This window comes from Teretinema zuelzerae (genome assembly GCF_021021555.1).
Lineage (GTDB): Bacteria > Spirochaetota > Spirochaetia > Treponematales > Treponemataceae > Teretinema > Teretinema zuelzerae.
The window spans coordinates 957,731-970,903 of the sequence record NZ_JAINWA010000001.1 but is presented as its reverse complement, the minus strand read 5'-3'; the positions used below and the strand labels follow the sequence as shown (position 1 = coordinate 970,903).

Here is a 13,173-nt window from a genome sequence, read left to right as displayed (position 1 = left end):
CTCAATTCAGAGCGGCGATTTCATCTTCCGTCGTTCTTACCCAGAACTGGCTGCGGCCGATTCCCATTCCGATTTCTCCGCGCATCTCCAGAACATCGGTCGTGAATTTCTTTCCGTCCTTAGCGCGGAATGCGATTTTACATTTATACATCTTTCCGTCTTTCGGATCGATGATGTTGCCGCCTTCCCATTGTCCCTCGCCCTTTTTGGCCAGATTGAAAATAAACGGCGTATTTCTCACCGTCATTTTGCTCACGTCGCCGGGAACCGGGAAGTTTTTGTAGGTTCCCGTGCATGCGGTCGCGATCTCTTTCGGATCCTGATTCGGAACGGAGATTATTTCGCCGAAGAGCTTTCCGCCCTTTTCATAAATCCGCCATGCCGCAGTGACCTTTCCTTCTTCGTCGACGCTTTTCCAGAATCCTTCTACCTTGTCCGCCGCCGAGACCGCGCCGAGCGCCGCCGCCATGATCAGACAACATGCTATTAACCGTTTCATCATCTCTCCTCCTTGTTATCCCTGCGTTTTTTTCTATATACTGACGCCAGGATCATCAAATTCATGGAACCAATCGATCAGTATATTTTCCGCTCGTCAGAAATCTTTCTCACACATAATAACACGGTGCCTGCGGAAATTCCCGCAAAATTCAGGGATAGCGTTATCGATTCTCTCGATATGGTTTTGGCCGGCCGTCCCGCGCGGGCTGTTCTCTTGCAGGAAACGCAGCCCAAGTCCGCGGTTGTCTCCTCATCGGTATCAGGACCGCCGCATCAAGCCGACGAAGACGGCGTCTGGATGCGGCTCAGAGCTGTGCTCGCTTCGGACGATCCCGCCTGCCGGGCTCTCGTGTCTCCCGCCTCCCGGGCTCTGGGTTTGCTCAACTGGCATCATTCCACCCGTTTTTGTTCCAGATGCGGAACTCCGCTGTCTGCTCACCCATCCGAAATCGCTCTTCGCTGCGAGTCCTGTTCCTCCGTTTATTTCCCGCGCATATCGCCGGCGATAATCGTTCTGGTGCACAAGGGCAACGATGTACTTCTCGCGCGGCACGCGAACCGGAATCAGGACGTGTGGGCCTGCCTCGCCGGATTTCTGGAGCACGGAGAAACTCTGGAGGAATGCGTCGCTCGAGAAGTATACGAAGAAACCGGGGTGCGGATACGCAACGCTCGATACGCGGGAAGCCAGAGCTGGCCCTATCCGGATCAGCACATGGTCGCATTTCATGCGGAGTGGGATTCAGGAGAAATCCGGGTCGATCCCGCCGAGATAAGCGAAGCCCGCTGGTTTCCCTGGAACGATCTGCCGGCCCATCCTCAGCAGGGCACCGTCGCCTGGAATCTGATTCACGGTATTTTCCCCCAACAGTTCAAAAAATGAACGGTTTCAGTTGACCCCCCGCAGGCTGAATTAGTATCTTTTTTTCGAGGAACGAGATGAAGAAGACTTCTGAACATGATTTTGAGCCGACCAGGCCCGTCGAACAAACCAGGGCCGAAGAGAAAACGGATGCTGTCAAGGCCGACGCGGCGCCTCCTGCGGCAGAAAGCGCCGGGCCTTCCACGGAAAGCGCCTCCGAAGAGACCCCTTCCGCGGGACAGGTTCCCGACTCCGAAGCGAGAATCGCCGAGCTGCAGAAGCTCAACAGCGATCTTCAGGATCAGTATCTGCGAAAGGCGGCGGATTTCGACAATTACCGCAAGCGGATGATCCGCGAAAAGCAGGAAGCCATCGATTACGCGAATACGAACCTCCTGCTGGATCTGATTGAAACTCTGGATAACTTCGACCGCGCGATAGACGCTGCCGGTTCCCACGAACCCGGAACCCCCGCGGCCTCTTTCGCCGACGGGGTGGGGATGATCAGAACCCAGCTGGCGGGAAAACTGGAGTCGAAATACGGATTGGCGTATTACCCTTCCGTCGGCACTGCCTTCGACCCCAATATCCACGAGGCGATCGGAACCGTTCAATCTCCCGAAGCAACCGAGCCGGTTGTTCAGGAAGAGTATGTGAAAGGCTACAAGCTGAAAGATAAAGTGGTTCGCCTCGCCAAGGTGATAGTCAAGATGCCGGCGCCTGCGGAAAACTGATGAATTTTTTTAGAGTGGAAATACAAGGAGACGATTAATATGGGAAAGATTATTGGAATTGACTTGGGAACGACCAACTCCTGCGTGGCCGTAATGGAAGGCGGAGAGCCTGTAGTAATTCAAAACGCCGAGGGCGGACGAACGACTCCCTCCATAGTCGGTTTCACGGCCAAGGGCGAACGGGTTGTGGGCCAGCCTGCGAAAAACCAGATGATCACCAATCCCGACAAAACGATATATTCGATCAAGCGCTTTATCGGCCACCGTTTTAACGAGCTCACCGGAGAAGCCAAGCATGTGCCGTATAAGGTTGTGCCGAACGGCGACGATATCCGCGTGGATGTAGACGGAAAACTCTATTCTCCCCAGGAAATCAGCGCCTTCATACTTCAGAAAATGAAGAAAACCGCTGAGGACTACCTCGGAGAGGAAGTCACTGAAGCCGTCATCACTGTACCCGCGTATTTCAACGACGCCCAGCGACAGGCAACCAAGGACGCCGGCAAGATCGCCGGCCTCGAGGTAAAGCGCATTATCAACGAGCCGACCGCGGCGTCTCTCGCTTTCGGTTTCAATAAGGATTCCAAGAAAGAAAAAACCATCGCCGTATACGACCTCGGCGGCGGAACCTTCGATATTTCGATACTTGAGCTCGGCGACGGCGTTTTCGAAGTAAAATCGACGAACGGCGACACCCACCTCGGCGGAGACGACTGGGACCGCAAGGTTATGAACTGGCTCGTAGACGAATTCAAGGCAGATACCGGCATCGACCTGTCCCAGGACCGCATGGCCCTGCAGCGCCTTCGCGAAGCCGCGGAAAAGGCCAAGATCGAACTTTCCGCAGTAGCGAGCACGGAAATCAATCTTCCCTTCATTACCGCGGATGCGACCGGCCCCAAGCACCTCCAGAAAACTCTGTCCCGCTCGAAATTCGAGCAGATGACGGACGATCTGTTTGAAAGAACCAAAGACCCCTGCAGAAAGGCTATCAAGGACGCGGGAGTTTCCATCGACCAGATCGACGAGGTCTTGCTTGTCGGCGGTTCGACCCGCATGCCCAAGGTTATGCAGATTGTCAAGGAAATCTTCGGCAAGGAAGGCTCGAAGGGCGTCAATCCCGATGAAGCCGTAGCCGTGGGCGCCGCGATCCAGGGCGGAATCCTCGGCGGGGACGTGAAAGACGTTCTCCTCCTCGACGTTACCCCGCTTTCGCTCGGAATCGAGACAATGGGCGGCGTTTTCACCCGCCTCATCAATAGAAACACCACAATTCCGACCAGGAAGAGCCAGGTGTTCTCCACCGCCGCCGACGGACAGACTGCCGTTTCCATCCATGTTCTCCAGGGAGAGCGCGAAATGGCCGGACAGAACCGCACGCTCGGCAAGTTCGACCTCGTCGGCATTCCTCCCGCGCCCCGCGGCGTGCCTCAGATCGAAGTCACCTTTGATATCGACGCGAACGGCATCGTCCACGTCGCCGCCAAGGATCTGGGAACCGGCAAGGAACAGAAGATCCGCATTGAAAGCTCGTCCGGCCTTTCGGAAAGCGAAATCGACCGCATGGTGAAGGAAGCGGAAGCGAACGCCGAAGCCGACAAGAAGGAACGCGAAAAGATAGACGCCCGCAACGAGGCCGATTCGATGATTTATTCCACCGAAAAAGCCGTAAAGGACATGGGCGACAAGGTCGACGCGGCAGAGAAGGCGAAGATCGCGGATGCCGTAGCGGCTCTCAAAAAAGAGCTTGAAAGCGGAGACACCGAGACCATCAAGGCGAAAACCGAGGAGCTTAAACAGGCGTCCTACAAGATCGCCGAGGAAATGTATAAACAGCAGGCCGCTTCCGGCCAGCCCGGACCCGACATGGGCGGCGCGGCTGACGGAGCAGGCGGATTCGCCGGAGCTTCTTCATCCGGACCGAACAAGGGTTCAGCCGACGACGTTGACTACGAAGTGGTGAACGACGATAATAAGTAATTTCCAGGTTATTTCCCTGAGAGGCGCGAGCCTTTCAGGGCGTTTCCTGCTTAACTCTTGATGCTGGAGTCCCCTTGTGGCTAAACGTGATTATTATGAAGTCCTAGGCGTCCAAAAGGGAGCCTCCAAGGATGAGATAAAAAAAGGATACCGGAAACTGGCGATCCAGTACCATCCGGATAAAAATCCCGGCGATAAAACCGCTGAAGATAAATTCAAAGAAGCTACCGAAGCGTATGAAGTTCTTTCAGACGACCAGAAACGCCAGATTTACGACCAATACGGCCATGCCGGATTGGAAGGAATGGGCGCCGGCGGTCCGGGAGGCTTCGATCCGAACGCCTTCCAGGGTTTTGAAGACATCTTCGGAGATTTTTCCGGCATTTTCGAAAACCTTTTCGGGGGAGGCGGCGGCGGACGCCGGCGTTCCGGCGGACAGTCCAGCAATCAGGGCGCGAGCCTCCGCTACGATTTGCAGATTTCCTTTAAGGATGCCGTCTACGGAACAAAGGCCGAAGTTCAGTATTCCAGGAGCGAAAGCTGCGCGGCCTGCAAAGGCACGGGAGCGGCCGGCGGATCCGGACGCAAGATGTGTTCAACCTGCCAGGGCGCGGGCCAGGTGCGCAGAAGTTCGGGCTTTTTCTCGATCGCGTCTCCCTGTCCTTCCTGCAACGGCGAAGGCACGATAATTGAAAATCCCTGCCGCGAATGCAGCGGAAGCGGAACGCAGAAAAAACGCCAGAAAATTCTGGTCACCATACCGGCAGGCGTCGAGGACGGGAAGCGGATAAACATTCCCCGCCAGGGAGACGCAGGCCCTAACGGCGGTCCCTACGGAGATCTGTTCGTTTTCATCAGGATCAAGCCTCATCCGTATTTCGAGAGAAACGAGTCAGACCTCTACTGCGCGGTTCCTATTTCGATCACCCAGGCGGCTCTCGGCGCGGAAGTCACCATAGCGGCTTTGGACGATAAACAGCTCAAGCTGAAGATTCCTGCCGGTACGCAGAACGGAAAGCTGCTTCGCATCAAGGAGGAAGGCGTTCCCGTCCAGGGCGGCAGAAAGGGAGATCTGTACATTAAAATAATCGTGCAGGTGCCGACCAAGCTTTCATCGAAGGCGAAGGCTCTTTTAGCCGAGGTTTCGAGCCTTGAAGGGGAGAACTCAAATCCGACCCCGATAGCTCTTTCCGAGCTTCGGTCCTGATTTAGCGCGGTTTTACGCAGAAAGGAATCTCTTCGGGGATTCCTTTTTTTATTCTCAAAGCCCGGAACCTGTGGTACAATGTGGCAGGCTTTTTTTAAGCCTGGGTATAAAATAACGCTCTTTCTCAAGAGGTGCTTCAGGATGCTTCAAACCCGCAAACAGCTGGTCAAGCTGTCGATCGATCTTGTTATCGGTCTGGTCTTTTCCTTTTTCATGTACATTGTATTGCCCGAGTTTTCCTTTACCGGGCATTTTATCGCCGCCGGATTCGTCTTTTTCGTCTGCGCGATAGCCGCTTCAGTGGCGACTCATCTTCTGTGGCAGCGAATGGAATTCAAGGTTTTCCGCGTACAGGACAGCAGGCTCATCGTCCAATTCATCGATCGCCTGCGATTCTCCTACACCGTCGAAGATCTCATCGATTCCATCCAGTCCGTGCTCGAGCATGAAGCCGACTCTTCCGTCCTTTACGTCAACTCCGAGAATTCGTACGTCATTTACAACAGCCCGACCAGAATCGCCACCGATCCTGAAACCCTGGAAGTTCTCAGCAGGAATTTCCCGGAAACCTGGTCGGAAGGCTTTTATCTGATCGACGAGAAGCTCGGCCTGGTCTCCGATTTCGAACACGCCCGTGGCTTCTTCCTTGTGTACGGGAAACTGCATTTTTACGTTCTGTGCCGGTACATGAAGGTTTTTGAACAAAGCATCTTCGATACTCTCTTATACGAATTCGCGAATTTCCAAAAGCGTACCCGCACCATTACCCAGCTGACGGCTATTTCAGAATTGGCAAAGGAATGGGATATGGTCGCCCAAACCCAGATGTCCTTCCTTCCGCAGAAGATGCCCGAGCTGCCCAAGCTCGACATAGCCGCGTACTTCCGCCCCCTGGTAAACGTTTCCGGCGACTTTTACGACATCATTCCGATAGACGAAGACCGGACCTTCTTCCTTTTAGGTGACGTTTCGGGCAAGGGTCTCGCTTCCGCGCTCATAATGGGCGTCATCATGAACACGGTCAAAATCATCGACAACAAGGAAGATCTCCCCGGCGTCATCAGGGCAATCGATACCGCGATCAAGTCTATGCGCCTTCAGGATAAATACGCGGTTCTGTTCATCGGAATCGTCGACACCAAAAAGATGAAGATACGCTATGTGAACGCCTCAATGGCCGATCCCCTGATTATCACCAAGGCTCCCGACGGATACAAGATCAAGCCGCTTCAGTCGACCTGCAGCCTTGTCGGCATCATCGATCTGGACGAAATAGTCCAGGAGGAGATGTCCCTGTACCGCGGCGACGTTATTCTCATGGCTTCCGACGGCGTTTCCGAGGTTATGGACGACTCCGGCGTAGAGCTCGGCGATACGGACCTCTACCTTAACACGGTAAGAAACAGCGCCCATAAGGCCGCGCGGCATTTTGTGAACGATATTGCCGATCTCGTTCTGTCCTACAACGGCGATAAAAAGCTTCGCGACGACGTTACGATGCTGGTCGCAAAGATCGAGGAGTAATCATGAATCTGCTCATTTTCAGTTATCTGTTGGCCCTATTCCTCTTTTCCTTTTCGTATTATCTCGATGCGCGTTCCGAAAAGACGACAAGCCTGTTCACAAGCATCTCCATGACCGCCGCCTTCGTGTCGTTGTTTTCCGGTCTCGGCGCCAATCTCCTGTATACGGGCAACGTGACCATCGGCGTGCTTGCCGTCCGCGTAGCCCTCTTGTGTTTCGCCATTTTAAGCCTTTCGCTTATGAAATTCTGCGCCGCGATTCCGTATCAAACACGGAATATCTTTTTGAACTTCCTGTATTGGGTGTTTGTCATCGCGGCATTGTATCTGGTTTTCATCCACGGCATATCCGTGACTATCGGTTCCGATAAAAAATTCACGCTTTGGTCCGGCCTTGTTATGGGAACCTTGTCCGGAATCCGCCTGTACGCCGTCATATTCGTCTACGGCATCCCCGGCTTGACGGTATTCAGCCTCGTCGCGAGGGCGTTGGGGATTCGCAGCCGCATTTATCAGCAACGGTTGCTGCTGGTTGCCCTCTCCATTCTTGCCTCTTTCGCCGTCTCCTGGTTCCTTTTTCAGCTTTCATCCGTGTACGGCTGGGCCTTTCCGCTTATTCCCTTCGGCCTTGCGGTGTTGATTGTGCTGCTGTACCGTTCGGTTACAGTCACAACCCTCTTCGATCGTTCTCTCGTTATCGCGACGCTGACGAACTTTCTGCTCTTGAGCGTTATTTTCAGCTTCTTGTCGGGATTGACCTCCGCCCTCGTCATTCGCGTCGTTCCGTTCGTGTCGGCCATACTGGTTCTGTTAACCGCGCTCACCGTTGTCATCCTGCTTCTGCGGGATAAGGCATCGTCGATTCTCCGCCGGTATATCCGCATCGGTTCCGATTACGAAGCCGATCTGGAAAAGGGGCTCGACTCGATCGATTTCTCCTCCCGGGATGAAAACGTCGTAGAGCGCACCGTATCTCTTCTTTCCACCTATGTCGAATGCTCGTCGGTGGACATCCTGGTTTCGAACGACAAGGGAAGTTTGACTTCCGTTTATTCTACAACGGGAATTAAAACCGAGGTTCCGATAGACAGCAAGGGAATCGATTTCCTGCTCAATCACAATGAATCGATAATTCTCAAAACTCAGGCGATCAGCCACCACTCGTACGCTGACGTGAAAAACGATCTTCTGAAAATATTCGAGCCGACCCGATCCGACGCCTTCATTCTTCTGCGCGAAGGGCATCGCGTCATCGGTCTCATCCTGCTCGGCCAGAAAAAGCGCGGTGCCGAATACACCGATTACGACTACACGGTTCTTTCAAAGCTGTATTCCAACTTCTTCCTCGTTCTGTATTATCTGAAGAACATCGCGAACGAATCGGTCGTTCTTACCGTCGACCGGGAAATCGAATTTTCCGGCCAGATTATTTCATCGATCCAGGACAATATCGACCGCATCGATCATCCCAAGGTAGACGTCGATTTTATAACGCGATCCGCTCGCAAACTGGGCGGAGACTTCATCGACTTCATCAAGCTCGGGGAAGACAAGTACCTCTACGTCATGGGCGACGTCTCGGGAAAGGGCTTGAACGCCAGCATGTCCATGGTTATTCTGAAGTCGGTTCTGCGCACCTTCCTCGCGGAAACCTCTGACTTCAAACAGCTCGTCGTGAAGGTCAATCTTTTCATCAAGAACAATCTTCCCAAGGGAACCTTTTTCGCCGGCGTGTTCGGAATCATCGATTTTTCCACGAACACCATGTTCTACATAAACTGCGGCGTGCCCGCCATGTTCCTCTATACCGCCGCCTACAATAACGCGATCGAAATACAGGGCGACGGAAAGGTTCTCGGCTTCGTGAAGGATATCGCCAAGTACATCAAGGTAAAGAAGATAGTCATGAATCCGCAGGACATTATCCTTCTCACCACCGACGGCCTCGTGGATTCGACGAACCTTCGCGGAGAGCGCTTCGGAAAAGATCGCGTCCAGCGCATGCTTATGGACAACCGTTCGTATCCTGCCGGACGCATGGCCCAGTTCCTGTGCGACAGCCTCGGCGAATTCGTCTCGCGCGAGCTTGAAGACGATATCACCGTGCTGGTTTTCAAGTATCTGAGTAAATAAGGAGAGTTGTCGTGGAAAATATAAGCATTATCGAGAAAAGCGGTTCGAACTATAATCTGTTGGAAGTAGCGGGAACCATCAATTCATATACGTACACCGAGTTTCAGAACAAGGTGTACGACCTCGTAAAGAAAACGAATCTGGTGCTCGACCTTTCCCGCGTTACGAATCTGTCCTCTTCCGGCCTCGGCGTTTTGATGGCCGCGCTGGAGGACGGGAACGAGGTGGGCAATAAATTGTATGTGATGAAACCCTCGGAAGTAGTGCGCCTTGCGATCGAATCCACCGGCTTCAGCGAAATGTTCACGGTTATTTATTCCCTCACCGAGGTTATGTGAGATCTTGAACCGGCAACAGTGCAGAATCGACCTCTCCGCGGATTATGCCAGTCTTGTGGAATTAGAAGAATTCATCTCCAGCACTTGTTGCCTTCCGGATTCTGTGCGGTCGCGTGCTTTGCTGATCGCGACCGAGTATTTCGACAATATCGTAGCCCATAGCCGCGGGTCTGCGTCCTGCAAGGTATCGGTGGCGGTACGTCCGGCCGAGCCGCCTCGCATCGTTATCCGCTATTACACTCTCAATTTTCGTCAGATGCGCCGCGCCGACCGGCACACCGAGCCGCATTACGACTTTCTCTCGCGGCGGTATCGCGGTTTGGGCCTCCGAATGTGCAGGAATCTCGCCTCGTCGATCGAGTACCGGCAGGGCTTGTTTAAAAGCGCCATAATCATTACTTTATAATAATCATGCACCGCGAAACCATTGCCTTTTTCGACGTGGATCAAACCATTTGCCGAAGAAACGCGACTCTTGCTTTTATCGTCGTCTGCATCATTCGCGGCTATATACGTTTCTGGTATCTGCTTGCGGCCCCGTTTCTGCTGATCGCGTACCGTTTTTTCAGCCTGGAAGTAGAAAGCCTGTTCAAGCTGAGCCTTCCGAAACTGACCGGCATCACCCGCAAACAGTTCGAGGAAGTCGGGCGGACCGCCTATTCAGCGTATCTGAAAAAACACATGCATCCAGGCGCGCTTCGGGAAATCGCAGAATTGAGGAAAAACGGAGTCCGCGTCATTCTCGCGACCTCCAGCCCCTTCGAGGCTGTGTACCCTGTGGCGCAGGAGTGCGGAGTCAGTTCGGCTGATCTCATCTCCACGCAGTTTTCCTATACGAACGGAGTTTTCGACGGCAAGCTTGTCGGCGTTCCGGTGTATTCGAAATTCAAATCGGAAATAATCACCTCTTTCGCCCGGATGGGCGGAACCGACCTTCATTATTGCTCTTTCTATTCGGACAGCGTCCACGATCTGCCTCTTTTGGAAAAAGTAGGCCGTCCGGTGGCCGCGAATCCCGACAGCCGCTTAAAAAAAATCGCCCGCCGCAGAGGATGGGCAGTCAAGGATTTTTCAAAATGAGACCCTGTTCGCGCATGTTATCAGTTTTTGCTTTTCCGCTGTTGTTTTCCTCCTGCTTCGCCGAATCATCCGGCGTTCAGCCGGTCGCCCAACCTGCCGCGGAAAGACGGGTGTTCGCCGCTCCGGCTTCTTTGCCGAGCGGTATCGTCGACGCGATTAATTCCGATCAAGCCGCCTTCTTGCGCGATCTGGAGGCGGTTCTCGCCGCAGACACGGAGAATCTTCTCGTTCTCGTAGACAAGAATCACGCGCTTCCCGCGGATTTCGTGCCGGATGCTCTTGTGCCTCTGGGAGCAGGAAGATCGTATCAGGTTTCGCGCGGAGGATTTTCGCTTACCGCATCAGCTGAATCGGCACTCGAGCGGATGGCGCAGACGGCTAAGCGGGACGGGATCACACTTCTCGTCAGTTCAACCTACCGCTCCTTCGACTATCAAAAAACCGTGTACGAAAGAATTGTGCGCGAGATCGGACAGGCCGAGGCGGACAGAGAATCTGCGAGGCCGGGGACGAGCCAGCACCAGCTCGGAACCGCGGCTGATTTCGGCTCCATAACCGACGCCTTCGCGGAGACACAGGCCGGTAAATGGCTTGCTTCCCACGCGCACGAGTACGGGTGGAGTCTTTCGTTTCCGAACGGCTACGAGCAGACGACCGGGTATCGGTGGGAATCCTGGCATTATCGGTATATCGGCGAGCAAGCCGCCGCTTTTCAACGGAAATGGTTTTTAGATATTCAGCAGTATATGATCGAGTTCATCGATGGGTGGAAAAAGTCGGGAGCTCCTTCCGCGGACTGACGCGCGGCGATAACCGGTCAGCAGCCGGCGCCGAGGTCTTTTTCCGTCAATCCGTATTGTTCGTCGTGTTCGCCGCAGCCGGCGGGTTCTACGTGGACCATGATATCGTAGACGTCCTGAATTCTGCGTCTGATTTCTTCTTCAACCTTTTGCGCGATGTCGTGCGCTTCTCTGACGGTCAGCGAAGCCTCGACCTCTATGTCGAGGTCGATGTCCCAGGCTCCCCCGATTTTTCTGATTCTCGCGCGATGCGGATTTCCCGCTCCCTCGACTGCCGTAACCGCGCTGAAGAGGCTTCGGTACGTTTCATCGTCGCCTGTTCCGTCCATGAGCTCCAGGTTCTGTTCCTTGAGGATAATGAACGCGGAGCGAATGACCCATACGCTCACCAGGAGCGCGGTGAGCGGGTCGAGAAACGGAAGGTGAAAAAGCTTCGAGGCGCCGAGTCCTATGAAGATGGACGCTGAAATGAGGATATCGTTAGTCATGTTTTTCGCGTTCGCGAGAATGATCGCGCTTTGCGCTTTTTTGCCCAGGGAGTATTGGCTGAACGCCAGCAAGAGCTTTCCCGCGGCCGAAAAAAGCGTGACCGAAAGAGCGAGAAAGCCGGGCGCCTGTCGGGGAGAAGGATCGAAGAGCTGGCCCAAGGACGAAAGAAAGAGCTGGATGCCGGCGTACATGATGATGAAGGCGACTGTCAGCGTCGCGAGCGTTTCAGCTCTCCGGTGGCCCCAGGGGTGTTCCTTGTCGGAGGGCTGGTTGATGTAGAAGCCCACCATGAGGGTAAGCACGGAGATGCAGACGTCGGTGGATGAATCGATGCCGTCTCCCAAAACCGCGAGGCTTCCGGTAATCGTTCCCGCCGCAAGCTTTGCGAGCGCCAGAACGAGATTCCCCGCAATCGCGATGATCGCGGCGGTTCTGAGAGTTTTCATCCGGTCCATCGATTCGTTTTGTTCCACCGGTCAGTCCTGAGTGTAGAAGTCTTTCACCGCGTCGGCGATTATCTGAAGGTGTTCCCGTTTAATCCAGTAATGGGTGACGAAGCGATAGCTTCCGTCCGGACCGGCCGGATTGATCAGAATGTTGCGTTCCTTCATGTGTTCCACGAAGGCTTCTCCGTCGTAGGAATCGGCTTTTTCGTGGCGGAAGAACACCATGTTAATCTGGAGCCGGTCCCCGGCTATCATGATCCCCGGAATTTTCGCGAGAAGTTCGGCCAATCGCCGGGCGTTTTCATGGTCTTCGTCGAGCCGGGTTCTCATTTCCTTGAGCGCCACAAGTCCGGCGGCCGCCAGAATGCCGGTCTGGCGCATTCCGCCTCCCATGATTTTGCGCTTGCGCCGCGCTTCCTCGATGAATTTCCGCGAGCCGGCGAGTATCGATCCCGCCGGCGCGCACAGGCCCTTGGAAAGGCAGAACATGACCGAGTCGGCATATTGGGTGATTTCTCTCGCCTGAACGCCTAGAGCGCTCGCGGCGTTGAAGAGACGGGCTCCGTCCATATGCACGGGAATATGAAAGCGGTCGGCGCAGCGGCGAAGATCCTGGAGCTCCTCCATCTTCATCGCCTTTCCGTTCGAGTGGGCGTTTTCTATGCAGATGAGCGAGGTTTTCGGCTCGTGAATGTCGTCTCCGACCCGGATTCTTTTTTGCACTTCAGCCGCTTTCAGGGATTCCCCTCCGCAGGCGATCGCGCGGAGCTGTACTCCGGCAATGACCGCCGCTCCGCCGGCTTCATGCTGTACTATATGGCAGTCCTCGTCCAATATCGCTTCGCTGCCTCTCGGACAGTGGGTGAAGAGGGCAAGCTGGTTGCCGAAAGTTCCGGACGGCACAAAAAGGGCCGCTTCTTTCCCGGCCAAACTCGCCGCGTATTTTTCAAGCTCGACTGTTACCGGATCGTCTCCGTATACATCGTCGCCTACCTCCGCGGCCGCCATTGCTGTTCTCATTTCGGGCGTTGGCCAGGTGACTGTATCGCTTCTAAGATCTATGTGCTTCATAATCCGCTA

Annotated in this window: 13 protein-coding genes; 10 read left to right on the top strand and 3 right to left on the bottom strand. The window is 54.4% G+C overall.

Annotation, left to right across the window (positions count from 1 at the left end):
* Window position 1 precedes the first annotated feature (1 nt).
* On the bottom strand, window positions 2–502 hold the full coding sequence (locus K7J14_RS04455; RefSeq protein WP_230753614.1) for a DUF2147 domain-containing protein: 501 nt from the start codon (window positions 500–502) through the stop codon (window positions 2–4).
* Between the two features lie 60 nt (window positions 503–562).
* Between K7J14_RS04455 and nudC the strand changes: the two genes are divergently transcribed.
* From nudC to K7J14_RS04405, 10 genes are all read left to right on the top strand, one after another.
* Window positions 563–1,384: an NAD(+) diphosphatase gene (gene nudC, locus K7J14_RS04450; protein ID WP_230753612.1), complete on the top strand. Its 822-nt coding sequence runs from the start codon at window positions 563–565 to the stop codon at window positions 1,382–1,384.
* 56 nt (window positions 1,385–1,440) lie between these two features.
* Complete coding sequence (locus K7J14_RS04445) at window positions 1,441–2,097, top strand: nucleotide exchange factor GrpE (protein WP_230753610.1); 657 nt, start codon at window positions 1,441–1,443, stop codon at window positions 2,095–2,097.
* Between the two features lie 39 nt (window positions 2,098–2,136).
* Entirely contained in the window at window positions 2,137–4,077 is a 1,941-nt protein-coding gene (dnaK, locus tag K7J14_RS04440; RefSeq protein ID WP_230753607.1) for a molecular chaperone DnaK, read from the top strand.
* 76 nt (window positions 4,078–4,153) lie between these two features.
* Window positions 4,154–5,284 carry a molecular chaperone DnaJ gene (dnaJ, locus tag K7J14_RS04435; protein ID WP_230753605.1) on the top strand — a complete coding sequence of 377 codons (1,131 nt, stop codon included), beginning with the start codon at window positions 4,154–4,156 and terminating at the stop codon, window positions 5,282–5,284.
* Between the two features lie 141 nt (window positions 5,285–5,425).
* A complete protein-coding gene (locus tag K7J14_RS04430) occupies window positions 5,426–6,808 on the top strand; it encodes a PP2C family protein-serine/threonine phosphatase (RefSeq protein ID WP_230753602.1) in 1,383 nt (460 codons plus the stop codon).
* Between the two features lie 2 nt (window positions 6,809–6,810).
* Window positions 6,811–8,940: a SpoIIE family protein phosphatase gene (locus K7J14_RS04425; protein WP_230753600.1), complete on the top strand. Its 2,130-nt coding sequence runs from the start codon at window positions 6,811–6,813 to the stop codon at window positions 8,938–8,940.
* Between the two features lie 11 nt (window positions 8,941–8,951).
* Complete coding sequence (locus tag K7J14_RS04420; protein WP_230753598.1) at window positions 8,952–9,278, top strand: STAS domain-containing protein; 327 nt, start codon at window positions 8,952–8,954, stop codon at window positions 9,276–9,278.
* A 55-nt stretch (window positions 9,279–9,333) separates the two neighbouring features.
* Window positions 9,334–9,684: a hypothetical protein gene (locus tag K7J14_RS04415; protein ID WP_230753595.1), complete on the top strand. Its 351-nt coding sequence runs from the start codon at window positions 9,334–9,336 to the stop codon at window positions 9,682–9,684.
* 5 nt (window positions 9,685–9,689) lie between these two features.
* Window positions 9,690–10,358 carry an HAD family hydrolase gene (locus K7J14_RS04410; RefSeq protein WP_230753592.1) on the top strand — a complete coding sequence of 223 codons (669 nt, stop codon included), beginning with the start codon at window positions 9,690–9,692 and terminating at the stop codon, window positions 10,356–10,358.
* A 14-nt stretch (window positions 10,359–10,372) separates the two neighbouring features.
* A complete protein-coding gene (locus tag K7J14_RS04405) occupies window positions 10,373–11,158 on the top strand; it encodes a M15 family metallopeptidase (RefSeq protein ID WP_230753589.1) in 786 nt (261 codons plus the stop codon).
* Between the two features lie 17 nt (window positions 11,159–11,175).
* Here K7J14_RS04405 and K7J14_RS04400 read toward each other — a convergent pair whose 3' ends face one another.
* Window positions 11,176–12,102: a cation diffusion facilitator family transporter gene (locus K7J14_RS04400; protein WP_230754761.1), complete on the bottom strand. Its 927-nt coding sequence runs from the start codon at window positions 12,100–12,102 to the stop codon at window positions 11,176–11,178.
* Window positions 12,103–12,123: 21 nt separating this feature from the next.
* The gene (gene ltaE, locus K7J14_RS04395; protein WP_230753587.1) at window positions 12,124–13,164 is read right to left on the bottom strand and encodes a low-specificity L-threonine aldolase; all 1,041 of its coding nucleotides are present in this window, start codon (window positions 13,162–13,164) and stop codon (window positions 12,124–12,126) included.
* Window positions 13,165–13,173: the final 9 nt, after the last annotated feature.

Bases quoted from the DNA above. Each gene is read 5' to 3' on its own strand.
- K7J14_RS04455 (WP_230753614.1), bottom strand. From the start codon at position 502: ATGATGAAACGGTTAATAGCATGTTGTCTGATCATGGCGGCGGCGCTC.
- nudC (WP_230753612.1), top strand. From the start codon at position 563: ATGGAACCAATCGATCAGTATATTTTCCGCTCGTCAGAAATCTTTCTC.
- K7J14_RS04445 (WP_230753610.1), top strand. From the start codon at position 1,441: ATGAAGAAGACTTCTGAACATGATTTTGAGCCGACCAGGCCCGTCGAA.
- dnaK (WP_230753607.1), top strand. From the start codon at position 2,137: ATGGGAAAGATTATTGGAATTGACTTGGGAACGACCAACTCCTGCGTG.
- K7J14_RS04430 (WP_230753602.1), top strand. From the start codon at position 5,426: ATGCTTCAAACCCGCAAACAGCTGGTCAAGCTGTCGATCGATCTTGTT.
- K7J14_RS04425 (WP_230753600.1), top strand. From the start codon at position 6,811: ATGAATCTGCTCATTTTCAGTTATCTGTTGGCCCTATTCCTCTTTTCC.
- K7J14_RS04410 (WP_230753592.1), top strand. From the start codon at position 9,690: ATGCACCGCGAAACCATTGCCTTTTTCGACGTGGATCAAACCATTTGC.
- K7J14_RS04405 (WP_230753589.1), top strand. From the start codon at position 10,373: ATGTTATCAGTTTTTGCTTTTCCGCTGTTGTTTTCCTCCTGCTTCGCC.
- K7J14_RS04400 (WP_230754761.1), bottom strand. From the start codon at position 12,102: ATGGACCGGATGAAAACTCTCAGAACCGCCGCGATCATCGCGATTGCG.
- ltaE (WP_230753587.1), bottom strand. From the start codon at position 13,164: ATGAAGCACATAGATCTTAGAAGCGATACAGTCACCTGGCCAACGCCC.